Raw genomic sequence first — 21,774 nt, 5'->3', positions numbered from 1 at the left:
GCCTGCGCGCGCAGGCCACGCGCGATTTTGCCTTATGATTTTCTTATGCTCAAAATCAAACTTTAACCACATTCCGACCACAGTTTAGCCCCACCCCCTGGGTACACTGAACTTATTCGAAAGGATGATCAATATGAAACTCAATCAAACGAATGTTATCACCGCTCAGTTGGAACAAATCAGTTACCCGCAAATTATTGCCCGCGACGAACACGGCCGGGCCTTCATGGTGGAAACGAATCAAAAACAGCGTGACGACCCCGCCTTTTGGGAAGTCATCAGCGCCATTTTAAAAGCCCAACTGTGGGTGCCGGTTTCAACCCGGCTCCATGAATTATTCGATACCGATTGGCTCTTGCCGGCGGAAGCCTAGGCTTCTTGCCACTGGCGGAACCGCGCCGAAGCGACGACCAACGTCACGACGGCATCTTTGGACAACGCGGCGGTCACGGTTTGTAAATGACCCGTGGTCGCCACCGCCCCGATCACTTCAAGCCCAAACTTAACGATGTTCAGGTCTTTCTTCGGTTGGTAGCCGCCTTCAAAAACGGGCTCATGGTTGTAGGTGAAATTAATCTGATCTTCGGTGATGGAGCCATCGACATGGTTGACCATGATGCGATCTTCCACCGCCGCTAGCGGCTGTTCGTCGGCCAGTAAGTTCAACTTGTGATCAGATTCATCCTGATCATAAGCCCCTTGCTTGCGATCCAGATAAGACTTAGCTGGGGCGGCGAGGACTTGCAGGTAATCGACTGCTGCCTGCACCTTGGCCACTGGCATCAATTCCGCCTTATCTAACAGCTGATCGTGATGGGCTTCCAGCCAATCCGCCAGTTCACTGATTTCAAATTGATCCATCTGTATCCTCCTATGCGCACTAAGCTTAACTGGCAAACCGCCAGTTGAATGAAACTATCCTCGATATTGTATCATTTTTGCGCGGCCGGGCCAAAGCCTTACCGGCTAGCACGCCACCATCCTTTGACAACTCAATGCCCCTTGCCAACGATGCTACAATGGAGTTAAGGAGGTCTTGACTATGCCTACCATCAAACAACCGCAACTGCCGGTGTTTGATGCGCAAGGGCACCCGCTCAAGCTCAAGCCCCAAATCACGTACAAACTGCGCGTGAAAAACGGCTATATCTTAGCGCTGAGACCCGATCAACATCAAACTCGGCTGCCGAATTTAGCAGCACCTCACTCACATCAATAATGAGCAATCACGCAGGCCGCCTGCGTGATTTTTTAATTTTCGCCGTGGCCACGGCTGGCTTCACTTTCGGTGCTTTTGGCCCAGCCACCGCCATTAAGCATACGGTCGCAATAATCAACGCGCCACCCAGCAGTTCCGGCCCGCCGAGGTGAAGGTGAAACATCAGCACTGACACCACTGTCGCGCCAAGCGGTTCAAAGGCGTCCAGCAAGCTAGCCGCCGTGGCGGAAATATACTGCAAACTGGCGAGGTAAACCAAATAAGCGATTAACGTGCCGAACAGCACGACAAAGGCATACGCTGCGATGCCGGTGCGATCAAGGTGCGGTGGATTTTGCCACACCGGCCGATACGCGGTCATTACCAGCCCGCCCAACAACTGGGCCCACGCTGTCACCACCAAGGGTGAATGCCGCCGCAGCAGCCCAGCTGGCAGCATGGTGTACATCGCCGCCGCCAGCGCCGCCAAGAGGCCCCAAAACAAGGCTCGCGGGCCAATCGCCAGCTGGGTCAAGTGCCCTTTGGTGACCACCATCAGCGTGCCAAACATGGCCAACGCAATGATGAGCACATCTTGCCGCCGGGGCAAGGTGCGCGCCATGAACGCTGACAGCACCAAAATCACCACCGGCGCCAAGTACTGCAGAATCGTTGCTGTGGGGGCATTGCCCACGGCCACTGCTTTAAAGTAGATGAACTGCATGGTAATCATGCCGAACAGAATGAAAATCACCATTTGGCCGGCATCGCGTCGGTTGCGCCAAGGCGCCATCACCGCTTGCGGCGCCTTCACCAAGGCCAACAACATGGTCAGCACCCCAGCAATCAGCATTTTCGAACTGATGAGCCAAGCCACATCGACGCCTTGGGCAAATAAAAGCTCACTCGCCGGGCCAGACACACCCCACAAGCAAGCACCGAACATCGCTAAGCCAATTCCCAGTAATCGTTTCTTTTGCATTTTGATTATTCCTATTGTGCCAAGTGATCATCGATGACGCCGGCGCCTTGTAAAAAGCTATACGCCGTCACCGGCCCCATCATGGTGATACCGTGTTTTTTCATGCTGGTAGCGACCTGCTTGGATAGCGGGCTTTGCGCCGGCACCGCCGCCCAGGTTAGCGGGCGATTGATGATTTGCTGACCGCCAGTGAAATGCCAAACATAGGCATCAAAACTGCCATATTCCTTTTGAATGGCCTGCACCGCGCGGGCGTTATGCGGAATGGATTCCAGCTTACGCCGGTTGCGAATCAGCCGGGAATCTTGCATCAGGCCCTCAATCACAGTAGCTGGCATCGCTGCCACCTGATCAAGCTCAAAATGATGAAAAGCTTCATTAAAAGCGGCCCGCTTGTTGACCACCAGCTCCCAATTCAACCCGATTTGGAGACTTTCCAAGCTCATCAGTTCAAACAAAGCTTGGTCATCATGCGTAGGCTGACCCCATTCTTGCTCGTAGTACGCTTTAAGGACCGCACTTTTCTCCCACCACGCGCGCGCTTGCTCGACCATCGCCTTCGCCACCTTTCAGATTAATTGCCACGTGCAAAACTACCTGCAAATCCGGCAAATGTCAATCGCTTGGCGACCATTTCGGCAGAAAAATTGCCGCAAAAAAAGCTCGCCGCTTCACAAAGAAGTGGCGAGCCCGCTGAGTGGTCTAAGCCGTTTTGACAATCAACACATCGCAAGGCGCGGTGCGGTTAACATATTCGGTCACTGAGCCAACTAGGACCCGCTCCACCGCGTTCAAACCGGTGGCGCCGATCATGATCAAATCCGTGTTGTGGTCATGCGGAAAATCCGTCGCAATGACCGTCTTAGGATTACCGAAGCGCACGTGGATGTCAACATCTTCAAGGCCGGCCGCCTTGGCGCGATCTTGCAAACCGGTCAGATACTGTTCCGCATCCTGGGTCAGCTGGTAAATCGCATCGCCGGAAATCATCCCACCATAGCCGCCAATGAACTGCTTGGTATCAAGCACATTAAGCAGATCGAGATGCGCATGATTGGTTTCCGCGACCTTGACCGCCTTTGAAAAAGCTAGTTCTGCTTCGTCAGAGCCATCAACTGGAACCAAAATGGTGTTATATTCCTGATCCATATGATCACATCCTTCTCATTTACTTAAGCGTAAATCATCCCCGCCCTAAAAACAAGCAGGACCATTTTTCACGTGTCCAAAAATGTACAATCCGGTTAAGTTATCGCCCTGTGCTTACCACTCTAATCGATAATGAATACATTTTAGCCTTATTGTCAGCTTGATAATAAATGAATCAGTAAAATTGTTTAATCAACGTTGCATTACCGTTTTGAAACGGCTACATTAGATAACGTGCAGAGCGTAAAAACTCGAATGATTGAAATTAATAGAAATGTGGTGACATAGATGACTGAAACCGTTGGTAGTGCCCTTCGTCAGATTCGCAAGAGTCGCGGCGAGTCCATCGTGGAAGTGGCCAAGGCCACACATACTTCTCCTGCTAGCTTCACCAAATGGGAGAACGACCAAACCGTACCTAGCGAGCGCAGCATTCGTAAGTTGGCTGAATACTACGATACTGAAGCCGTTGATATTTTGGCGCTGGCTTACCCTGACAAGTACGCCAAGGACAAGTCCAGCATCGATCTGAGTGAATACAACGTGATTCGCGTGGAAGATCTGCTTTCCGACAAAACGGTGTTGACCTATAACAATGACCGCTTGCCGCAAACCAAAAAAGATCTCGTTGCTTCTTTCACCGCTGGTTTGATTATCGGCAGTGCCCAAGAAGAGAACTAAGCTTTACCCCAAAAAGTCGCTGCGGCGGCTTTTTTTATTGGCCAACTTTGATATACTGAAACCGAATTCACGAAGGAGGACTTTGCCTTGACACCCAATGAATTACCGATTCACCACGGCTTCAACTTTCGCGACCTTGGCGGCTACCCAACCAAAGCCGGCCAAACCGTCGCCTCGAACCGCCTGATTCGCTCCGGCCGGCTGAACGAATTGTCAACTCGTGACCAAGCGTTTTTGGCGGACTACGGTTTGAAAGTCGATGTCGACTTCCGCTCGCCAGAAGAGCGGGCCGACTCGCCTGACCGCTTGCCAGCAGGCGTCGACTACCAGTTCACCCCGGTGTTTCCCACCGATGAAACCAAAGTCACCAAATCGCAAGAAGAAAAGCACACCGAATTAGCCCAAGATCCCTTGGCCGGTTTTCGCAGCATGGTCAAAACCTATGCCGCCATTGTGCAACTGCCAAGTGCCAAAAAAGCCTACCGCCAGTTCTTTGACCTGCTGCTGGGCATGCCAGCCGATGGCGCCCTGCTTTTCCATTGCAGTGCCGGCAAAGACCGCACCGGTATGGGCGCTGTGTACCTCCTCACCGCGCTCGGTGTCGATCCCGTCACCATTCGCCAAGACTACCTCGCTTCCAACCTGTTCTTGGTTGGTGAAAGTCAGCGCCTGGTCAACGAAATCAAGGCCCAAGGCGGCTCGCCCGCGCTCCAAGCCTCGTACCGCTCCCTCGGCGGCGTGGCCAACGAATACCTGGACTCCGCCTTATTCACCATCAATCGCGAGTATGGCAGCTTGAATGACTACCTGACCAACGAACTCCTGCTGACCAACAGCCAGCGTCAGGACTTGCGGGCCCTGTATCTCAAATAGCCTTCTGACTCGTTTACAATCACCATGAATGATGCCAATACGCCGTCCAGTCTTCATTAGACTTGGCGGCGTATTGCGGTTATTTACCATTGATCGTGTGCGAAGCCAAAAATCACACTAGGGCCGGCCAGCCGGAGCAGGCAGGGGCTCAGTGGTGAAATTGTTCTTAGCCAACTGGTTGGCTTAGAACAAGCCGCGACTTGAAGACTCGCAAGGCGAGGCTCCAAGCGCTGGCCACCACGTTCCAGCCCCTGCCGGCGGAAGCTGACCGACCCGGCAGCTACACTAGCCCTCGCTCATGCAGCCTACGAGAAAACGCGTTATACTATAGAAAAAAGGGAGTGAAAACAATGAAACTTTATCAAGGGTTAACTCAGGTTCAAGTCAACGATACACTGGCGGATGATGTGCCGAACTTCACGATCAAAACCGAATTGGACCGGCCATTGAATTTCGCTCCAGCGACGCTTTATCACTACATCGATAGCGTGCTTAAACCAGGTAGCCGCCACGATGAAAACAACCTGCGCTACGTCACAGATGCCGCCTTTATCGGCGAGAACTTTGACTTCACTAGCATCCCTGAAACGAAGGATTACACCGACTTCGAAGATAAAATGAAATTCACTCGCAACTTGGTGGCCGATCTCAACCGCCACGTTGCCGTCAACATTGACACCAAAGCGAATGAATTCCAATTGGTCTTCGTCGACTAATGGCATGCTAAAGGCCCTGATCATCGCGATCAGGGCCTTTTTTGCCCTTAACGCGTGGCGACCAGCCGGTACGGTAATTGTTTGACGAAAGCTTGATAGGCCGCTTCCTCGCCGGTTGAAGCCACCTGCGCGCCAGTGAACTCACCGGCAGCCAGCGCTGCATCTGGCACGTCGATCAAGTCTGTCACCGTAGCATTACCGATCAGTTCAATCCAGTAAGTGCCATTCGCCTCATGCACCACGGTTTGCACCATGCCACCAGGGTTATAGACACTGTTCAGCTGATCAAAATCGGTTTGATCTGAAGTCAAGGCAAAGGCCAAACTGGTGGCAGCCATCCCCGTCCCGCAAGCGTTGGTGAAGCCCACGCCACGCTCATAAGTCCGGGCAAACAAGGTGTGCGGGGCTTCGATCGTGGCAAAGGTCACATTGACCCCTTCAGGAAAATACGGATTCGGGGCATTCAGCCGCTGGCCAATCGTCCCAATCTTGGTCCCGTTCAGCTCGGCTTCCGGTACAAAAGCAATCAGGTGCGGATTGGGTACTGCCACTGCCGTGAAGTGCAACGCTGGGTCGATGGCGGGCAAGACTTGATTAATAATTTTCGTTGTGTTCAGTTCGGCAAAAGGCAGCGCTGTGGGTTCAAAGCTGACCGGCGAGATTTCCACGCTGTACGCCGGCACTTGTGGGGCCAGGTCCGCCTCGCGGTGCACTGACAGCTTGGCCTCAGCGGTTTGAACGGTAAACTGGGTCTGGCCAGTTTTCTCGCCTAAGTACCGCGCCACCGTGCGCAAGCCATTCCCGCACATTTTGGCGTATGTCCCATCAGCGTTAATCACCGTCATGCGGCCTGCCGCCCCAGGCGCATCATCGACTACCAGCACCCCATCGGCGCCGCCTAATAAACCAGTTTGGCGGTCGGTGATGCGCTGGGTGAAGGCCTTGAGCATTGCAGCAGGAAGCGGCTGGGCCAGCGTGGTTTGATCGAGTAAAAAGAAACTATTTTCCGAGCCGTGGACCTTGCGCAATTCTGCCATGATTGACCTCCATGAGAAAATACTAAGTGAATTTTTAACGAATTGTAGCACAACCTGAACAGACTTGCCATAATGCCCTTGACCCTCAACCGGCAACTAGACTAGACTGCTAGTCAAACGCGCATGTTCTCAAGGAGGAGCTCTCATGGACATTACCACTAACGCAGCCGGTCATCTCACCATTGGCGGCTGCGACGCCTTAGCTTTGGCGCAAGAATTCGATACCCCCGCTTATATTTATGACGTCGCCGCGATCCGCCAGCAAATTCGGGCCTTTGCCGCAGTGTTCGAACAACGTCAGGTGCCTTATGAAGTCAGCTATGCCAGCAAAGCCTTTGCCACGGTAGCGATGTATCAAGTCGCAGCGCAAGAGCATTGCCATGTCGATGTGGTCTCCGGCGGTGAGCTCTACACGGCTTTGAAGGCCAACTTCCCCGCGGCCAACATTTCGTTTCATGGCAACAATAAAAGTGAAGCGGAGCTCAAAGCGGCCCTAGCGGCTGGCGTCGGCACTATCATTGTGGATAATTTCTATGAGCTTGACCTGCTGCAGGGCTTGCTGAAGGCGACGCCGGAAAAACAGCAAAATATCCTGTTGCGCTTAACCCCAGGCATTTCAGCCCACACCCACGCTTATGATCAAACCGGGCAGACCGATAGCAAATTCGGCTTTGACCTTGAATCCGGGCAAGCCGAACAAGCCGCCAAGCTGGCTTTAGCCGCGCCACAGCTCAACTTGCTGGGCATTCACGCCCATATTGGCAGTCAGATTTTCGAAGTGGCCGGTTTTCAAGCCGCAGCCACCAAACTCCTGTCGGTGCTGAAGGCTTGGCACCAAGAATTCGGCTTCACGCCGCAAGTGCTGAATTTAGGCGGCGGCTTTGGCATTCGCTATACTGATGGTGATGATCCTTTGCCGGCCGCGGACTTCGTTGACGCCATTTTGGCCACCCTGCAGGAAACCGCCTTGCCTTTCGCGCAGCCAGCGATTTGGATTGAACCGGGTCGCTCGATTGTCGGGCCCGCGGGCTATCAACTATACCGCGTGGGTAGCCGCAAGGACGTGCCAGGCTTGCGCCCTTATGTCGCCGTTGATGGCGGTATGGGTGACAATATTCGGCCCGCCCTTTATCAGGCCCACTACACCGCGGTCAAAGCGGCCACGCCGCAGGCCCCGGCGCTAGAAACCGTGCACCTGGTTGGCAAGTACTGCGAATCCGGCGATATTTTGATTGATGAAGCGCCGCTGCCGGCTACCCAGCCTGGCGACGTGATTGCTGTGTTGGCGACTGGTGCTTACGGGTATTCAATGGCTTCCAACTACAATCGCAATCCGCGGCCAGCCGTGGTCTTTGCCGAAAATGGCCAGGCCAAACTAGTGGTGCGCCGCGAAACCGATGCCGATTTGGTGCAAAACGACCTGTCTTATCTGTGAGCCTTGGCCGACGCTTTCCTGGCTGGACCAATTCCCTTATAATAAGGATGAAAGGTCGTGCTGAGATGGAACCCTATCCGCAAATGAAACCAGAGGCTGGTGCCCTACCCACTGCCAGTCATGAACCGCTGTGGCAGGTGCTGCAGGCCAAAGTGCCACCGCTGGCTGGGGCCCGCGTGCTAGCGCTACATTGCCATGATGGCGCGTTTTGTCGCGCGGCGATCAATGCTGGCGCCATTGCCGTTTTAGGCGTGGATCATGACGGCACTGCCATCAGCCATGCGCGGGATTTGGCCAGCTCGGATCGCCTGCGGTTTCGCATCATGCCTGATCGCCGGTATGATTTACTCACTGGACCTTACGATTTGATTGTCGGCCCATTCAGTTTACCCACCGATGACCTGCACCGCAGTTCTCATTTGCTGGCCAAATTGCTACGGCCAAACGGGCAAATGCTCCTCGCTGTGTCAGGCGGTCAAAGCGAAGGCCAAGTACGCAGTAAGCTGTCTTCTTGGCTAACGGTCACCGAGTGCTTCCGGCCCAAACAGTCTGAACTGGCTGGCAGTCTGATCATCATTGCCCAGCGCGCCAAAGCCGCCGGTAACCCGAAGCAACGCCGACAACATTAACTCATTATCGAAATAAAAATGAACGCGTCTTAGCACCGCCAGCTTGGCGGTACCAAGACGCGATTTTTATGCACCAAGGATGGCTTGAAAAGCCGCGAAGGTCCGCCCAGCTTGGTCGTAAATCGAGAAAATCACATCATCAAACACCCCGGCAAATTCAGGTTGTGTCAATGCTTGCCGGAAAATCGCGGCCACTTGTGCGGCGGGATTAGCGAACACCCCAGTTCCAAAGGCGCCTAAAATGATGACCCGCGCACCATTGGCCTTGAAGGCGCGCAGGGTTTGGCTGATTTTCAATTGCAGGTCGGGGCCGGTTTGTTCGGTGGTCAAGCGCGGAAAAGCGCTACGGTTAGGCGCCGCCACCGTTACCACATCCACGAAATGATCGGTTAACCGTTGGCCGCTTTCACCAAACACCTGCCGCACATGCGCGGAGTAAATCAAACTAGCGCTGAACAAGCCGTGATGATCATCCGCTCGGTTCGGCGCGTAATACGTGGCTTCAAACAGGCGCAGCTGCGGCAGCAGGTACGTGCATTTGGCGATGCTTTCTTCCTGGGCCTTGGCACCATATTCCACCCCGCCGCCAGGATTGGTGGGACTGGCAAAGTTCATCACTCCAATGTGGCCGGTGGCTTCCCGCATGGTTTGCACCACATCTTCATTCACCAGCCGCCAGCGCACCGGCTGAACGCCAAGCGGCGGGGTAGCCGGCAGGCGCGTCGCGATCAGCTGACTATGCGGCCGGTCAGAATCGGTGGCGTATGCTGCTAAGACTGCTTTTACCATCTGGACTTGATTCATGGGCTCCTCCTGACACGGCTGGCGGATTTTTCGCTGCTTTCACCGCCGCCGCTCATATCCAAACGAAAGATGCTACAATATACCCATACTGAATTGATTGAAATGGGGAATTAGAAAAATGGCAAGTGGCCAAGTCGCCTCTAATTTGCTGGTCATGGTCGTTACCTTTATCTTCGCTGCGTTCTTCGTGGCGGCCGAGTTTGCACTGGTGCAAAGCCGCCCCAGTGCGCTAGAAGAAATGATTGATAACGGCGAAGGCAACCGCGCCAAGCTCAAACGGGCGCTGAATATGGTTCACCGGTTAAATGAGTATCTCTCCACCACCCAAGTCGGCACCTCGGTGTGCGGCATCATTTTGGGTTGGATTGGGGAAGAAACCGTTGAGTTTTTACTGATCGATTTGATGCAGCTTACCCACCTGCAGCTACCGCAAGGCGGGCTGCATGCCGCCGGCGCCGTGATTGGCGTGTTGATTTTGACTTACTTAGAAGTCGTCATCACCGAAATCGTGCCGAAGAACATCTCCATTGATATTCCCATCAAAGTGTTAATGCTGATTGTCACGCCGCTGCACTACTTCCACCTTGCATTCTATCCTTTTGTTTGGTTGCTGAACACCTCCGCCAATGGCCTGGTGCGCCTGATGGGCATGAAGCCGGCGGATGAAGGCAACGAAGCTTTCTCGCAAGCGGAAATCTTGAATTTATCCAAAGCCGCCGTCACCACTGGCGATATGGACCAAAACGATGTCACCTACATGCAGCGCGCCTTTGATTTGAATGACAAAACCGCCCATGACATCATGGTTGACCGGACGTCCCTGGTGGTCATTAACATCGAAGCCACGGTGCATGAAGTCATCCGCGACTACCTGCAAGAAGGCTATAGCCGCTTCCCTGTGGTGGCCGATGGCGACAAGGATAAGGTACTGGGTTACGTCTACATCTACGATCTGGTCAAGCAGGCCCAAGTCGATGACACCGTGCGCGTCTCCAAACTGCTGCGGGCGATGATCACTGTGCCAGAAGCAACGCCGATTCACAATATCTTGCAACAGATGATCAAAAAACAAACGCCCATTGTCGTCGTGGTCGACGAGTATGGTGGTACTTCGGGGATTGTCACGGATAAGGATATTTATGAAGAGCTGTTCGGGACCGTCAAAGATGAAATCGACGACGTTTCCGATGAATACATCATCAAAACCGACCAGCCAAATGTCTACAAAATCTCTGGTAAAACCACGCTGTACGACTTCGAACGGTTCTTCCATACAAACCTGCGCCAGTTTCAGGAATCCGATATTGTCACGATCGCCGGCTTTTTGATGGAAGATCATCCGGATCTGCGCCGCAACGATTCGGTGGTGATTGACCGGTTCAACTTAACGGTCACCGATTACAGCCGCGGCTTTGCCAATTGGTTTGAAGTCACCGTGGGGCCGGAAATTCCCCGCACCATGGATGTGGACGGCGACGGCGAAGAAGAAGATTTGCCGCAACAATAAGCACCAAGCAAGGACGCTGACAAGCGTCCTTTTATTATGCGAAAATAAACATGAAAATAGCCATGAAAGCTTACTGATAGCAATTTTCATTTTGACGGGCTGGCCTTGAACCAGTCTTGGGTAAAAGCTAGCCCAGCCCCGTCAAATCACGGCCGCCTGCTGGTAGCCCACTAGCCCTCACTAAAAATAAGTGCTAGAATAATTCTTTGTAATTTCATAATGAAAGGACTGAAAATGTGAATCAGCCAACAGATGTTAACGGTAAACCGTATAACCGCAACTTGTTGGTGATCACCATGCTGATTGGGACGTTTACGACTTTTCTGACGCAAACGATTCTGACCACTGCGTTTCCCACTTTGATGCGGGACTTTAACATCAATGCCAGCGCAGTCCAATGGTTGACCACCGGCTTTATGCTAGTGATGGGAATCATGATTCCTGTTTCCGCGTGGTTGCTGAGTAAATTCAATGTCAAATACCTTCATATGACGGCGATCACCATCTTCTTCCTGGGCACGCTGCTGTCACGCTTTGCGACCAGCTTCCCAATGCTTTTGACCGGGCGCCTCATACAGGCCATGGGGGTCGGCATGTCGGCCCCGACTTTCCAAACCGTGATGTATTCCATTTTCCCGCCGAGCCAGCGTGGTTCGGCGATGGGGATTGCCGGTATCGTCATCGGCCTCGCCCCAGCGGTGGGGCCAACGCTTTCTGGCTGGGTGCTGCTCAATCACGGCTGGCGCTCCTTGTTCTCCGTGATTTTGCCGATTGCCGCCCTGGTGCTTGTGCTGTCTGCGTATAGCATGCGCAAAGTGCTACCCACCACTAACCCCAAAATTGACTTCTTATCCGTCGTCGAATCCACCTTGGGCTTTGGCTCCCTGCTGTACGGCTTCTCCAGTGTTGGCGATGCCGGCTGGGGTTCCCCGCTGGTAATTGGCACCTTGCTATTCGGGGCAATCGTTGTCGGCCTGTTTGTGCGGCGCCAGTTGCACCTGGCCAAGCCACTTCTAGAGCTGCGCGTGTTCCAGAGCAAATCCTTTACGTTGTCCGTGATTTTGACGGCGGTGGCGTTCATGTCCATGGTCGGCGTCGAAATGGTGCTGCCGATGTACATTCAAACCATTCGCGGCCAAAGTGCCTTCCACTCTGGGCTGATTTTGCTGCCCGGGGCCATCATGATGGGGATTATGAGTCCGGTCACCGGCCGGATTTTTGACCGCATCGGCGCCAAGCGCCTAGCCACTTGTGGTTTGTTCTTGCTCTTGGTAGGCACCTTCCCGTTGATCACGTTGACCGCTGACACGCCGATTTTGTTCGTCACGGTGCTGTACACCGTGCGGATGTTCGGCATCACCATGGTCACCATGCCGGTCACCACTGCTGGCATGAACAGCCTGCCGAATAATCTGATCAACCATGGCACCGCCGTGAACAACACGATTCGCCAAGTTGCGGCTTCCATTGGGACTGCGATTTTGGTTTCGGTGCTATCGACCGTCACCAAAGGCCAAACGCCAGCCAGCGCCTTGGCCAAAACTGACCCGATTGCCTTTGCCCGGGCCATGAACAATGCTACCGTGGCCGGTTATCGTGCCGCCTTCGTGGTATCGCTCATTCTCGCCGCGCTTGGGTTCGCTTTGTCCTTCATGTTGAAGAAGGACCCCATCGATCAGGGAGGTGATGCGCAGTGATTCTCGTTATTCTGGTGCTCGCCGCCTTTTGTTTCTTCCTGGTCGCGGTGCTAGCCCCTCGCGGCCGCGCTCGCAGCGGCTGGATGGGGGCGCTGGCCCTGATCTTGATTGCCAGCGTGCTGGCGATTGCGGCCAATGACCTCAGCCATTTTGGACTAAAAACCGTTACCACCAGCACCACCCAGCGCATTTCCGGCGTCAAAGACAATACGCTGTTGGTGAAGCAGATTGGGACGAACGGCAAAAATCAGGTCGTGGTGTATCGGCCTAACCCACTGAGTAACAAAACCGTCGCCGCCAAGCCTGGCGTCACAACGACCGTTCAAGTCAAACGCGGTCAAACGGCCGCGTTGACCATCAAAACCAAACAGTTACGTTATCAAAACACCTTCTACGCCTTTTGGTTTGCCTGGTCGGGGCAAAACCGGCAGACGCTGCACCGTGCTTATCAGTTCACGGTGCCAGCCAGCTGGCAGCTCATTCAGAAGTAACGCAAAAGCTCTCCCTGCCTGCGCAGGGAGAGCTTTTTGTTCACAATTTAGGCTGGCTGCGTCGCTAGCGCCGGCTGTTTTTCCCAGGTGAATTCACGCTTGGCGAGGCGCAACACGCCGTCGCATTGCGCAGCCACAGTGGGTTCATGGGTGACAATGATCACGCACTTTTGCTGTTCATGAGCGATCTGGTTGAACAAGGCAATCACTTCATCGGTGTTGCCTTCGTCCAGGTTGCCGGTGGGTTCGTCGGCAACCACCAGCGGGGCATCGCACACCATGGTGCGGGCAATGGCGACGCGTTGCTGCTGGCCCCCAGACAGGCGCTGGACGTTTTGGGTCATTTGCTGGTCGGTCAACCCGAGCTTGCGCAGCATGCCTTTAGCAAACTCGCGGTCGCCGCGGTGCTCGGCTTTCGTAATGGCCATGGCAGTCATTAAGTTCTCCAGCGCCGACATATATGTGAACAGGTTGTACGCCTGGAACACGATGCTGACCTTGCTCTGCCGGTACTGCGTCAGGCCAATTTTGCGAATATCGACGCCTTCAATCAGAATTTTGCCGGCTTTGGGCGTATCGAGCCCGGCCAGTAGCGACACCATGGTCGTTTTGCCAGAACCCGACTGACCCACGATCGCGTAGGAGTGCCCAGCAGTGAATTGCAAGTTCACGTCTTTGAACAAGTAATCTTCTTCAACGGTGTACCAGTAACTTAAATTTTCAGTCGTTAACATAGTTGGCTCCTTTCTACGCTTATTGGATCAGAATCGTCTTCGGTTGCAGGCGCAAAATGCCGGCTGCGGCAATCAAAATCGCAATCAAGATAATCGCTAGCCCTAAGCCAAACAACAAGAGAATGGCTTGTGGCGTCACTTTCACGGCTAGCTGGGTTTGTTTCTGCTGAGCCGCCTGCGTCCGTCCTGGCATCTGCCCTGGCGTCCCGCTCTTGCTGGTGCCTGTACCACTGCCGCCAGGTTGCCCACCAGGCCCTTGCATCCCTTGGGTGCTGGTCGTGGTGGTTTGACTGCTGATGACTTGCGCTGCGAGTTTGTCGCCGACGAATTTACCGCCGGCGCTGGCAATGCCGACACCAACCAACAAGATGACCAACAATTCAACGAAGAACTGGGCAATGATCTTGAAGCGCCGTTCCCCTAAGGACAGTAGGATGCCAATTTCATAGCGGCGCTCTCTGATCATCAAAATGACTATCAAAGCCAAAATAATGGTACCGGCAATCGCGACCAGCCACACGATTTTATCCGCAAAGCTGGTCACGGATTGCATCGATGCTTTCACCATTTGGTAATTCTGATCATCGGCACTCAGGCTAAACTTACTGGAAATCAGCTTGGAAGCGGTCTTCTTCACGCTAGCCACCTTGCTTGGGGTGCTGACGGTAAAGACCACCGAATCAGCCGTGTTGGCATACTTGGTACCTTTGATCGTATTAGCCAAGGTGTAGCTGGTGTAAATCGTATTCGCTGGGTCGCTGGCCATTGGCCCCATCGAGGCCGTGGCGCTACTCTTGGCTTTGTAGATGCCGACAATTTTCAGCTTGTAAGTGCCGCTACCACTGGTCTTTTTCACCGTGATGGTGTCACCAACACTGAGGCTATCGGCCTTAGCCAGTTCACTCTCGATGACGACATTTTGGGTGCCTTCATCGGCGGTGGTTAAGCCACGGCCTTTGGTAATCGTGTAGTTGCCTTGGCTAAATTCACTGCTGCTGGCAGTGCTGGAGACCCCAGCCACCGTGATGTCGCCGCGGCTGCTATCCTGGCCCCCTGGCCCCTGACTAGAGCTGGTGGTGCTGACCGCGTCAAAACTCTTGGCATTGACTGAGGTCGAAACACTGACAGAGTAGCTTTCCACGCCTTGCAGCGCCGCAATCTTCTTGGCGGTGCTGAGTTTAACCGGACTCATGGATAAGGACGGCTTTTGCCCGCTGGTTCCTGACGGCGGTGTGCCACTACTGCTGCGCATCGCCTTAAACGCTGCCTCCCGGTTAGCGCTCAGGGTTAAGGTCGCCCCGATACTGGCTTTGGCATTGGTCGTGGCTTGATCGGCGGCGGCTTTAATCAGCAGCCCCGCCATGACGAATAACATAATGGCAGACGTCACCAAGACCAATAATAGCGTGCGGCCTTTCTTGGCAATCAAGTTCAACCATGCACGTTTCACAAAATTCATCGCTTTCGCTCCCATCTGAACTATTTGTCACAATGACTAAGTTCAGGGTACGGAGCAAATGTGAGAAAGTTATGAAGTGATTAGGTTAAAAAAGCGGGTAATTCTAGACCTTTATCGCCGGCGCAAGGTCCAAGTCAACTGCAGCCATGCAATCACCGCCAAGCCCAGCAGGAACCACAGCGCCCACTGACTGCCCAGCATCGTGCCGGCAATCTGGCTGCGGCCCGCTTGACCGCCCGCCACAATGGCTGAGGCAATGGCTGTCCCCAGCGCCGCGGTAAACTGCTGCAGGGTATTCATAATCGCATTACCATCGGCTTGTTGCTGCTTGGGCAGCTGGGCTAAGGTCGTGGTCAAAATGTTGCCAAAGGCTAAACCGACACCGAACATGAACAGCACATAACACCCCAGCACTTGCGCATCGCTGAGCGGCATGCCATTGATGACAAACACCAGCATCCCCAGCAGCACCACCGTGACGCCGCTGATGATCGGGCGCTTCGGACCAAAATGGTCGTACAGGCGCCCACTGATTGGCGCGAGCACCGCCCCAATCGCCGCCCCAGGCAGCACAATCAACCCGGCGGCCAAGGCCGAGGCTTGGTTAACCAACTGCAGGTAATTAGGGAGCACAAACGACAGCCCCAAAGCCATCATTTGAAAACAAACGAAGGCGATGGCAAATTGAGCGAACTTCTTTTGCTTGAACGGGGACAGATCCAAAATGGGCTGAGTCTCATGCCGCGAACGCACTGCAAAGGCACTCAGCGCCAGCGCCCCAATCACAATCGCCAGCACGCTGACCAGGACATTTGCGCCACTGATGGTGCTGACGCCATAGATCAACCCGGCAAAAGCCAGCACCAGCAAGCCCACGCTGAGTTTGTCCAGACGGCTCGGGGCCAAGGCACTCTTCTGCAGAATGCAGGTCCACCCGAGCCCGAGCGAAACCAGTAGCACCGGCAACAAGAAGACAAAAATATACCGCCAGCTTAAATAGGTGGTGATCAAGCCACCAAACGTGGGGCCAATCGCTGGCGCAATGCCGGTGATCAACGTGCCCACCCCCATCATCATGCCGATTTTAGCCGGAGCGACTTGTTCCAAAATAATGTTAAACATTAAGGGTAGCGCAATCCCGGTCCCAAGCCCTTGCACCGCCCGGCCGAGGAGTAGCACCCAGAACGCCGGCGCCGTGGCATCCAAAATCAGCCCCAGCATAAAGAGCAAGTTGGCCACCAAAAACAGCTGGCGCATTTTAAAGCGGCGCTTCAAAAATGCCGACAAGGGAATGACGGTGGCAACGATCAGCAGATACAAGGTGGTCAGCCACTGCACCGTGCTTGTCCCCACATTAAATTCACGCATCACAGTCGGAAACGTGATGTTCATCGCGGTTTCCACAATTACCCCGCTGAAAGACAATAAACCGGTGGCGAAAATCGCCCCCATGACTTTACGTTCGTTACTCACTTTATTCGCTCACCTTTCGCCAATATGCCAACATTTCACTAAACTGCGCCCGCGCCGCCGGCGAAAACGCCGCGACGAACGCCGCCTGCGAACGCTGAATGTAGGCTGACGTGGCTTCCTGCAGCGCCTGACCTTTCGCCGTCAACGTCACTTGCTTCTGCCGGGTATCGCCGGCATAGCGCTGTTCCACGATCAAGTCGCGCGCCGCCATGCGCTTGAGCAACCCGGTGGCCGTCGAACGCCGAATGGCAAATTCAGCTTCAATGTCGCGCTGCAGGCAGACTGCCGGCGCATGGACAATAAAGTCGAGGATCGACATCTGCGTGCCGGTCAAGTCAAATTGCTGGGCATAGGCATCCATGTTTTGAGTCATATGATTGGCCGCCAGCTTGATGCTACGGCCGTAGTTTTCTGTCATGTTTATCCTTCTTTCGTTAGCACACTAACGTTTAGTCTAACACGATTTTCAGAAAATGGTTGAAAAACTTTCGCCAAACCGGTATGATAATCACTCGTTGGGCATCTGCCCCAAACAGAACAAATCGCAGCGTCATTCCGCCTATTATGGCGCTGCCAAGTCCCTATGGCCAAGCCATGGGGACTTTTTTTATCCCGGCGCGGCCGGTTCTGTCATCATTAAACGTAAGGAGTTTTTATACTATGGAGTTATCACAATCATTACCTAAAGCGCGGGTGCAAATTGCCCACCCTGCTTTAGCCATGCTCGGTCTGATGATCGGGTCATTCGTTGGCATGTTTTCCGAAACTGCCTTGAACATCGCGTTGCCTAGCCTGATGGCGGCTTTGAATGTGTCGCAAGGCACCATCCAATGGCTAGTCACCGGCTACATGCTGGTCATCGGCATCTGCATGCCGCTGTCGAGCTTGTTGTCCAAGCGCTTTGCCACTAAGAAAATCGTCTTGTTCGCACTTGGGGCCTTTGCCTTGGGGGCCATCATCTCCGCCACCGCTAGCGTCTTTCCAGTGGTCTTGGTTGGCCGGATGATGCAGGGCATCGGCACTGGCTTGATTTTGCCGCTGATGTTCTCAGTCGCAATGCAAATCTTCCCGCCGCAACGCCTTGGCACTGTCATGGGCCTCGCTGCCTTGGTGATCATGTTCGCCCCTGCCATTGGCCCCACGGTCACCGGCATTCTGCTAGGTGTCGCCTCTTGGCACGCGATTTTCTGGCTCTTCGTGCCTTTCTTGGTGGTGGCCTTCATCTTAGCTGCCATCGCCATGGACACCGCCTTTGAACAAAAAGCGGTGCCCGTCGATTGGCTATCGATCCTGCTGTCAACCATCGGCTTTGCCGGCATCGTGGTCGGCACTTCCATGGCCAGTGACGCCGGCTGGTTGTCAGCGCGCGTCCTGCTGGCTTTAGTCGTCGGTATTGCCGCTTTGGCGGTTTATGCCACCCGCCAGTTGCATGATCAGGCGCCAATGCTGAACCTGCACGTCTTCCAAAACCGCGCTTTCACCACCGGCACCTTGCTCGTCATGCTCGACTTCGGCGTGATTTTGGCTTCCATGTACCTCCTGCCTCAATACCTGCAGCGGGTGATGAACTTGCCGGTCGCCATGGTCGGGATTGCCATGCTGCCAGGGGGCGTCGTTAACGCGTTAGTCTCAGCACTCGCCGGTCGCATGTATGACCGCTTCGGTGCCAAATGGCTGACCCGCGGCGGCTTCATCATCGCCATGCTGGGCGTGTTGATTTTACTGATGACCAACGCCGACAGCTCGTTAGGGCAAGTCATTGCTGGTCATATTGTCTTGATGATTGGGGCGCCTTTAGCCATGTCCCCAGCTCAAACTTATGGCCTGAACTCCTTGAACGGCGCTGAAAGTGCTGACGGCAGTGCGGTGCTGAACACCTTGCAACAAATCGTCGGCGCGGTCGCGACTGCGGTGGCGACGAGCATGTTGGCCGTTGGCGGCCGGCAAGCTGCAGGTGCCGCCGGTTGGACCGTTGGCGCCCACTACGGCTTCATCTTCGTCTTGATCATCGCCGCTGTCGCCTTCGTGATTTCCTTTGCGGTTCGCGGCAAAGTGAAGAGCCAAGATGTACCCGTTAAATAAGATTGAAAAGCGGTGGCAGCACCGCTTTTTTTATTACCTAAAAGCCCTTGTTCCTGTCTGTGAAAACGCTTAGACTGAAGCTAATCACGGAAAAAGGAAGGTCACTATGTCGCCTTATGCCATTTTTATGGACATCGACAACACCATTGTCGGGCCCAGTCAGTATCCCTCCAAACGCACGGTGGATACCATTGCCAAGTACCGCGCGCAAGGGCATCGTTTCTTCATCGCCAGCGGCCGACCGCTGTTTTCTGCCACCGAAATGGCGGATCGCATCGGACCGGATTTGGACATCATTTGCTCCAATGGCACCATCAGCCGCGTGGATGAAAAGCTGTACGTGCAGCATCTCACCCCCCGGGCGCTAGAAGGAATCTACCGGGTAGCGCATGAATATCAGCTGCCGCAATACTTTTTCACCCAATCTCAGGTGCTGTATCTGCGGCCGATGACCAAAGGCATCTCTGAAGATAGTCAGGTGCGCATTGCTGGCGAAGACCCCAACCATTACGTCGCCATTGACTCGGTGGAGCAACTTAAACGCTGGGCCGATCGGATTATCAACGCGATTGCCTTCGATCAAGACCCGGCCAACTTGGCCAAGGCGCGCGTCGCCATGGCGCAAGTCCAAGATATCGATACCTCCAGCTCATCGCCGGACAACATCGAAATTACCGGCCACGGCATCAACAAAGCCACCGCGATTTTGCGGGTCTGTGAGCGGCTTAACCAGCCCATGGCGCGCACGATGGCCTTTGGCGACGGTAGCAATGACTTGGAAATGTTGACCACGGTGCATTACGGTGTCGCCATGGGCAACGCCAACGCCGAAGTCAAAGCCGCAACCAAGTTTCATACCCTCGACATCGATCATGATGGCGTCGCGGTCTTTCTTGATGACTTCTTCGGTGGCAAAGCTTAGTCCGCCTAACGCAAACAGCGCTTCGCTCATGGTGCGAGCGAAGCGCTGTTTTGATTCTAATGACCTACCTTAAACCTCATGCCGTTCAAACGGTTGGTCGGAAATCCCTCGGCTCAGAATCAACTTCGCCCATTCCTTAGCGGAAAAGAGGCTGTGATCCTTGTAGTTCCCGCAGGACTCGATGGTCGTGCCTGGCACATCAGCCCAAGTGATGTCGTTAGCAATGGCTTCAAGACTTGATTTCAAAGCCTTAGCGACTTCGGTGGTGCTGTGGGTGCCCCAGGTAATCAAATGAAAACCAGTGCGGCAGCCAAAGGGTGAACAGTCAATCACGCCATCCAGCCGGTCGCGCAACAAGCTCGCCAGCAAGTGTTCGATGGTGTGCAAGCCGGCCGTATCGATGGCCGCTTGGTTGGGCTGGACCAACCGCAAGTCATAATTGGAAATGACATCCCCTTGAGGTCCGTGTTCCTCGGTAATCAGCCGCACATAAGGGGCCTTCACTTTTGTGTGATCCAACGTAAAACTTTCAACTTTTGCCATGTGAAAATTCCTCCTTATTCTCCTGTTACTTCTAGTGTAACGCTACTTGGCCCAAACCTCGGCGGCAATTTCTTGCACTAATTTGAGCTTGGCCCATTGCTGCGCTTCGGTCACCTTGTTACCTTCCGCCGTTGAGGCAAAGCCGCACTGAGTGGATAAGGCGAGATGATCCAGCGGCACAAATGCCGTTGCCGCCTGAATGCGCGCCTTAATCGCGGCTGGGTCTTCCAACTCAGCAAACTTGGAGGTGACTAGCCCGAGCACAATGCGCTTATGCTCATCATGATTCCACAGCTTAGCCAGCGGCGTAAAGTCCCCGGCGCGGTCGTTGTCATACTCCAAGAACAGCCCAGCGTATGGCAAGTCCTTAATGTAATCCGCCACGTACTGATAGCCGCCAGCAAACAGGTAAGTCGACTGGAAGTTGCCGCGGCAAATATGCGACGTCACCGTCAAATCCTTGGGCAGCTGCGGTAAAATCGCCGCCAGCACCCGATGCGCGCGCTCCGCCAGTTCCACATAAGGCTGTTTGGCGGCTTCATCATGCTCATTTTCCCGCAGGTTTTGAATCAGAAACGCCCAGTTCGTGTCATCAATTTGCAAGTAGCGGCAGCCCAGGTCATAAAAATGCTGAATGGTCGCCACATAAGCGGCCACCACGGCGGCTTCGTAATCGGCAATGGTGGCGTAATACTTGGCCCAGTGGTCGCTGCGGTGATCGCGGAACAACAGCGCCGGGCTCGGAATAGTCTGCTTGGCCAGCACGCCTGCCGGTACAATCGATTGCAGATAGCTGAAGGCGGCAAAGAACGGATGGTCTGGGTTGTAGCTGATTTTACCGGTTAAGGTGACATTTGCTGCGGCGTTGATATCACCTTTGAAGTTATGCTCGTAGGTGGCATGCTGAATTTCATCGACGCCATTGAGGCCCCACAAGAAGTCTAGGTGCCAATACTGGCGTGAAAATTCGCCATCGGTGACAGCTTTGAAGCCTAACGCCACCTGCTGATCAACGATGCGCTTGATCTCCTGATGCTGCACCGCCAGGGCCTCAGCGGCGGTGATGTCGCCGGCGGCCAAGGCGGCTTGGGCGTCTTTGAGGGTTTGCGGGCGCAGTAGTGAGCCGACTAAATCGGCGGTGAATGGAATGGTATCGGTTTGTGCAGTCATGATGATTTCCTCCTTGATGAACCACGTGTTGGCATGAAAAAAGCCCCTTGATTCGGCAAAATGCCAAATCAAGGGGCGAAAAGTCGCGGTGCCACCCTTGTTCCCGAGCCAAGCTCGGCTTAAGTACCTGTTGATACTCGGCGGGGTAACGACCGCAATCGGACCAGCAGCGTGAACTGGAGGTCAGCTATT

The 21,774-nt window shown here is 54.2% G+C and carries 24 protein-coding genes; 12 read left to right on the top strand and 12 right to left on the bottom strand.

The genetic code is table 11. The features are described from left to right. Nucleotides 1-133: 133 nt before the first annotated feature. Nucleotides 134-373, top strand: a complete 240-nt coding sequence (locus JUF11_RS01095; protein ID WP_125580161.1) for a hypothetical protein — start codon at nucleotides 134-136, stop codon at nucleotides 371-373. Here the strand turns inward: JUF11_RS01095 and JUF11_RS01090 are convergent. After that, a complete protein-coding gene (locus tag JUF11_RS01090; protein WP_204117941.1) occupies nucleotides 370-861 on the bottom strand; it encodes a hypothetical protein in 492 nt (163 codons plus the stop codon). The genes JUF11_RS01095 and JUF11_RS01090 overlap by 4 nt on opposite strands. 181 nt (nucleotides 862-1,042) lie before the next feature. Here JUF11_RS01090 and JUF11_RS01085 point away from each other — a divergent pair, with 181 nt between their 5' ends. Continuing rightward, nucleotides 1,043-1,219 carry a hypothetical protein gene (locus JUF11_RS01085; RefSeq protein ID WP_164507854.1) on the top strand — a complete coding sequence of 59 codons (177 nt, stop codon included), beginning with the start codon at nucleotides 1,043-1,045 and terminating at the stop codon, nucleotides 1,217-1,219. Nucleotides 1,220-1,226: 7 nt separating this feature from the next. Here JUF11_RS01085 and JUF11_RS01080 read toward each other — a convergent pair whose 3' ends face one another. The 3 genes from JUF11_RS01080 to JUF11_RS01070 all read right to left on the bottom strand — a co-directional run bounded on the left by JUF11_RS01080 (nucleotide 1,227) and on the right by JUF11_RS01070 (nucleotide 3,329). Beyond that, a complete protein-coding gene (locus JUF11_RS01080) occupies nucleotides 1,227-2,180 on the bottom strand; it encodes a DMT family transporter (RefSeq protein WP_204117940.1) in 954 nt (317 codons plus the stop codon). An 11-nt stretch (nucleotides 2,181-2,191) separates the two neighbouring features. Continuing rightward, nucleotides 2,192-2,734 (bottom strand): DNA-3-methyladenine glycosylase I, encoded by a 543-nt coding sequence (locus tag JUF11_RS01075; RefSeq protein ID WP_204117939.1) that lies wholly within the window; start codon nucleotides 2,732-2,734, stop codon nucleotides 2,192-2,194. Nucleotides 2,735-2,882: 148 nt separating this feature from the next. After that, nucleotides 2,883-3,329, bottom strand: coding sequence for a universal stress protein (locus JUF11_RS01070; RefSeq protein WP_125580169.1), 447 nt, complete (start codon nucleotides 3,327-3,329; stop codon nucleotides 2,883-2,885). Nucleotides 3,330-3,617: 288 nt separating this feature from the next. Between JUF11_RS01070 and JUF11_RS01065 the strand changes: the two genes are divergently transcribed. The 3 genes from JUF11_RS01065 (at nucleotide 3,618) to JUF11_RS01055 (ending at nucleotide 5,599) form a co-directional block, all read left to right on the top strand. Continuing rightward, a complete protein-coding gene (locus JUF11_RS01065; RefSeq protein WP_125580171.1) occupies nucleotides 3,618-4,010 on the top strand; it encodes a helix-turn-helix domain-containing protein in 393 nt (130 codons plus the stop codon). 87 nt (nucleotides 4,011-4,097) lie between these two features. After that, nucleotides 4,098-4,883, top strand: a complete 786-nt coding sequence (locus tag JUF11_RS01060) for a tyrosine-protein phosphatase (RefSeq protein ID WP_204117938.1) — start codon at nucleotides 4,098-4,100, stop codon at nucleotides 4,881-4,883. Nucleotides 4,884-5,233: 350 nt separating this feature from the next. Then, nucleotides 5,234-5,599 (top strand): hypothetical protein, encoded by a 366-nt coding sequence (locus JUF11_RS01055; protein ID WP_125582273.1) that lies wholly within the window; start codon nucleotides 5,234-5,236, stop codon nucleotides 5,597-5,599. A 47-nt stretch (nucleotides 5,600-5,646) separates the two neighbouring features. Here JUF11_RS01055 and dapF read toward each other — a convergent pair whose 3' ends face one another. Further along, complete coding sequence (gene dapF, locus JUF11_RS01050) at nucleotides 5,647-6,636, bottom strand: diaminopimelate epimerase (RefSeq protein ID WP_204117937.1); 990 nt, start codon at nucleotides 6,634-6,636, stop codon at nucleotides 5,647-5,649. Between the two features lie 145 nt (nucleotides 6,637-6,781). Between dapF and lysA the strand changes: the two genes are divergently transcribed. Beyond that, nucleotides 6,782-8,071 (top strand): diaminopimelate decarboxylase, encoded by a 1,290-nt coding sequence (gene lysA / locus JUF11_RS01045; RefSeq protein ID WP_204117936.1) that lies wholly within the window; start codon nucleotides 6,782-6,784, stop codon nucleotides 8,069-8,071. A 65-nt stretch (nucleotides 8,072-8,136) separates the two neighbouring features. Then, nucleotides 8,137-8,700: a class I SAM-dependent methyltransferase gene (locus JUF11_RS01040; RefSeq protein ID WP_204117935.1), complete on the top strand. Its 564-nt coding sequence runs from the start codon at nucleotides 8,137-8,139 to the stop codon at nucleotides 8,698-8,700. Between the two features lie 66 nt (nucleotides 8,701-8,766). On the opposite strand, the gene JUF11_RS01035 is transcribed toward JUF11_RS01040, so the two are convergent. Beyond that, nucleotides 8,767-9,504 (bottom strand): TIGR02452 family protein, encoded by a 738-nt coding sequence (locus JUF11_RS01035; RefSeq protein ID WP_204117934.1) that lies wholly within the window; start codon nucleotides 9,502-9,504, stop codon nucleotides 8,767-8,769. Between the two features lie 118 nt (nucleotides 9,505-9,622). On the opposite strand from JUF11_RS01035, the gene JUF11_RS01030 reads away from it, so the two are divergent. The 3 genes from JUF11_RS01030 to JUF11_RS01020 all read left to right on the top strand — a co-directional run bounded on the left by JUF11_RS01030 (nucleotide 9,623) and on the right by JUF11_RS01020 (nucleotide 13,199). Then, nucleotides 9,623-11,011, top strand: coding sequence for a hemolysin family protein (locus tag JUF11_RS01030; RefSeq protein ID WP_125582262.1), 1,389 nt, complete (start codon nucleotides 9,623-9,625; stop codon nucleotides 11,009-11,011). A gap of 296 nt (nucleotides 11,012-11,307) precedes the next feature. Then, on the top strand, nucleotides 11,308-12,708 hold the full coding sequence (locus JUF11_RS01025) for an MDR family MFS transporter (protein ID WP_373305845.1): 1,401 nt from the start codon (nucleotides 11,308-11,310) through the stop codon (nucleotides 12,706-12,708). Then, the gene (locus tag JUF11_RS01020; RefSeq protein WP_204117932.1) at nucleotides 12,705-13,199 is read left to right on the top strand and encodes a DUF4811 domain-containing protein; all 495 of its coding nucleotides are present in this window, start codon (nucleotides 12,705-12,707) and stop codon (nucleotides 13,197-13,199) included. The genes JUF11_RS01025 and JUF11_RS01020 overlap by 4 nt, the downstream gene beginning before the upstream one ends. Nucleotides 13,200-13,246: 47 nt before the next feature. Here JUF11_RS01020 and JUF11_RS01015 read toward each other — a convergent pair whose 3' ends face one another. The 4 genes from JUF11_RS01015 to JUF11_RS01000 all read right to left on the bottom strand — a co-directional run bounded on the left by JUF11_RS01015 (nucleotide 13,247) and on the right by JUF11_RS01000 (nucleotide 17,283). Continuing rightward, nucleotides 13,247-13,933 (bottom strand): ABC transporter ATP-binding protein, encoded by a 687-nt coding sequence (locus JUF11_RS01015; RefSeq protein WP_204117931.1) that lies wholly within the window; start codon nucleotides 13,931-13,933, stop codon nucleotides 13,247-13,249. A 19-nt stretch (nucleotides 13,934-13,952) separates the two neighbouring features. After that, entirely contained in the window at nucleotides 13,953-15,392 is a 1,440-nt protein-coding gene (locus tag JUF11_RS01010; RefSeq protein ID WP_204117930.1) for an ABC transporter permease, read from the bottom strand. A gap of 111 nt (nucleotides 15,393-15,503) precedes the next feature. Continuing rightward, nucleotides 15,504-16,865, bottom strand: a complete 1,362-nt coding sequence (locus JUF11_RS01005) for a DHA2 family efflux MFS transporter permease subunit (protein WP_236000352.1) — start codon at nucleotides 16,863-16,865, stop codon at nucleotides 15,504-15,506. Nucleotide 16,866: 1 nt separating this feature from the next. After that, on the bottom strand, nucleotides 16,867-17,283 hold the full coding sequence (locus tag JUF11_RS01000) for a MarR family winged helix-turn-helix transcriptional regulator (protein ID WP_204117929.1): 417 nt from the start codon (nucleotides 17,281-17,283) through the stop codon (nucleotides 16,867-16,869). Between the two features lie 242 nt (nucleotides 17,284-17,525). On the opposite strand from JUF11_RS01000, the gene JUF11_RS00995 reads away from it, so the two are divergent. Then, entirely contained in the window at nucleotides 17,526-18,947 is a 1,422-nt protein-coding gene (locus JUF11_RS00995; RefSeq protein ID WP_204117928.1) for a DHA2 family efflux MFS transporter permease subunit, read from the top strand. 106 nt (nucleotides 18,948-19,053) lie between these two features. Then, nucleotides 19,054-19,869, top strand: a complete 816-nt coding sequence (locus JUF11_RS00990) for an HAD family hydrolase (RefSeq protein WP_204117927.1) — start codon at nucleotides 19,054-19,056, stop codon at nucleotides 19,867-19,869. A gap of 69 nt (nucleotides 19,870-19,938) precedes the next feature. Here JUF11_RS00990 and JUF11_RS00985 read toward each other — a convergent pair whose 3' ends face one another. Together JUF11_RS00985 and JUF11_RS00980 are read right to left on the bottom strand one after the other, a co-directional pair. Then, a complete protein-coding gene (locus JUF11_RS00985; RefSeq protein WP_204117926.1) occupies nucleotides 19,939-20,412 on the bottom strand; it encodes an S-ribosylhomocysteine lyase in 474 nt (157 codons plus the stop codon). Nucleotides 20,413-20,454: 42 nt separating this feature from the next. Beyond that, nucleotides 20,455-21,582 carry a vitamin B12 independent methionine synthase gene (locus JUF11_RS00980; RefSeq protein WP_204117925.1) on the bottom strand — a complete coding sequence of 376 codons (1,128 nt, stop codon included), beginning with the start codon at nucleotides 21,580-21,582 and terminating at the stop codon, nucleotides 20,455-20,457. Nucleotides 21,583-21,774: the final 192 nt, after the last annotated feature.

This window comes from Lacticaseibacillus suilingensis (genome assembly GCF_016861845.1).
Taxonomy (GTDB): Bacteria; Bacillota; Bacilli; order Lactobacillales; family Lactobacillaceae; genus Lacticaseibacillus; species Lacticaseibacillus suilingensis.
The sequence above is the reverse complement of the archived record's forward strand: the minus strand, read 5'-3'. Positions and strand labels throughout refer to the sequence as shown.

Bases quoted from the DNA above. Each gene is read 5' to 3' on its own strand.
- JUF11_RS01095 (WP_125580161.1), top strand. From the start codon at position 134: ATGAAACTCAATCAAACGAATGTTATCACCGCTCAGTTGGAACAAATC.
- JUF11_RS01090 (WP_204117941.1), bottom strand. From the start codon at position 861: ATGGATCAATTTGAAATCAGTGAACTGGCGGATTGGCTGGAAGCCCAT.
- JUF11_RS01085 (WP_164507854.1), top strand. From the start codon at position 1,043: ATGCCTACCATCAAACAACCGCAACTGCCGGTGTTTGATGCGCAAGGG.
- JUF11_RS01080 (WP_204117940.1), bottom strand. From the start codon at position 2,180: ATGCAAAAGAAACGATTACTGGGAATTGGCTTAGCGATGTTCGGTGCT.
- JUF11_RS01075 (WP_204117939.1), bottom strand. From the start codon at position 2,734: ATGGTCGAGCAAGCGCGCGCGTGGTGGGAGAAAAGTGCGGTCCTTAAA.
- JUF11_RS01070 (WP_125580169.1), bottom strand. From the start codon at position 3,329: ATGGATCAGGAATATAACACCATTTTGGTTCCAGTTGATGGCTCTGAC.
- JUF11_RS01065 (WP_125580171.1), top strand. From the start codon at position 3,618: ATGACTGAAACCGTTGGTAGTGCCCTTCGTCAGATTCGCAAGAGTCGC.
- JUF11_RS01055 (WP_125582273.1), top strand. From the start codon at position 5,234: ATGAAACTTTATCAAGGGTTAACTCAGGTTCAAGTCAACGATACACTG.
- dapF (WP_204117937.1), bottom strand. From the start codon at position 6,636: ATGGCAGAATTGCGCAAGGTCCACGGCTCGGAAAATAGTTTCTTTTTA.
- lysA (WP_204117936.1), top strand. From the start codon at position 6,782: ATGGACATTACCACTAACGCAGCCGGTCATCTCACCATTGGCGGCTGC.
- JUF11_RS01040 (WP_204117935.1), top strand. From the start codon at position 8,137: ATGGAACCCTATCCGCAAATGAAACCAGAGGCTGGTGCCCTACCCACT.
- JUF11_RS01035 (WP_204117934.1), bottom strand. From the start codon at position 9,504: ATGAATCAAGTCCAGATGGTAAAAGCAGTCTTAGCAGCATACGCCACC.
- JUF11_RS01030 (WP_125582262.1), top strand. From the start codon at position 9,623: ATGGCAAGTGGCCAAGTCGCCTCTAATTTGCTGGTCATGGTCGTTACC.
- JUF11_RS01025 (WP_373305845.1), top strand. From the start codon at position 11,308: ATGCTGATTGGGACGTTTACGACTTTTCTGACGCAAACGATTCTGACC.
- JUF11_RS01015 (WP_204117931.1), bottom strand. From the start codon at position 13,933: ATGTTAACGACTGAAAATTTAAGTTACTGGTACACCGTTGAAGAAGAT.
- JUF11_RS01010 (WP_204117930.1), bottom strand. From the start codon at position 15,392: ATGAATTTTGTGAAACGTGCATGGTTGAACTTGATTGCCAAGAAAGGC.
- JUF11_RS01000 (WP_204117929.1), bottom strand. From the start codon at position 17,283: ATGACAGAAAACTACGGCCGTAGCATCAAGCTGGCGGCCAATCATATG.
- JUF11_RS00995 (WP_204117928.1), top strand. From the start codon at position 17,526: ATGGAGTTATCACAATCATTACCTAAAGCGCGGGTGCAAATTGCCCAC.
- JUF11_RS00990 (WP_204117927.1), top strand. From the start codon at position 19,054: ATGTCGCCTTATGCCATTTTTATGGACATCGACAACACCATTGTCGGG.
- JUF11_RS00985 (WP_204117926.1), bottom strand. From the start codon at position 20,412: ATGGCAAAAGTTGAAAGTTTTACGTTGGATCACACAAAAGTGAAGGCC.
- JUF11_RS00980 (WP_204117925.1), bottom strand. From the start codon at position 21,582: ATGACTGCACAAACCGATACCATTCCATTCACCGCCGATTTAGTCGGC.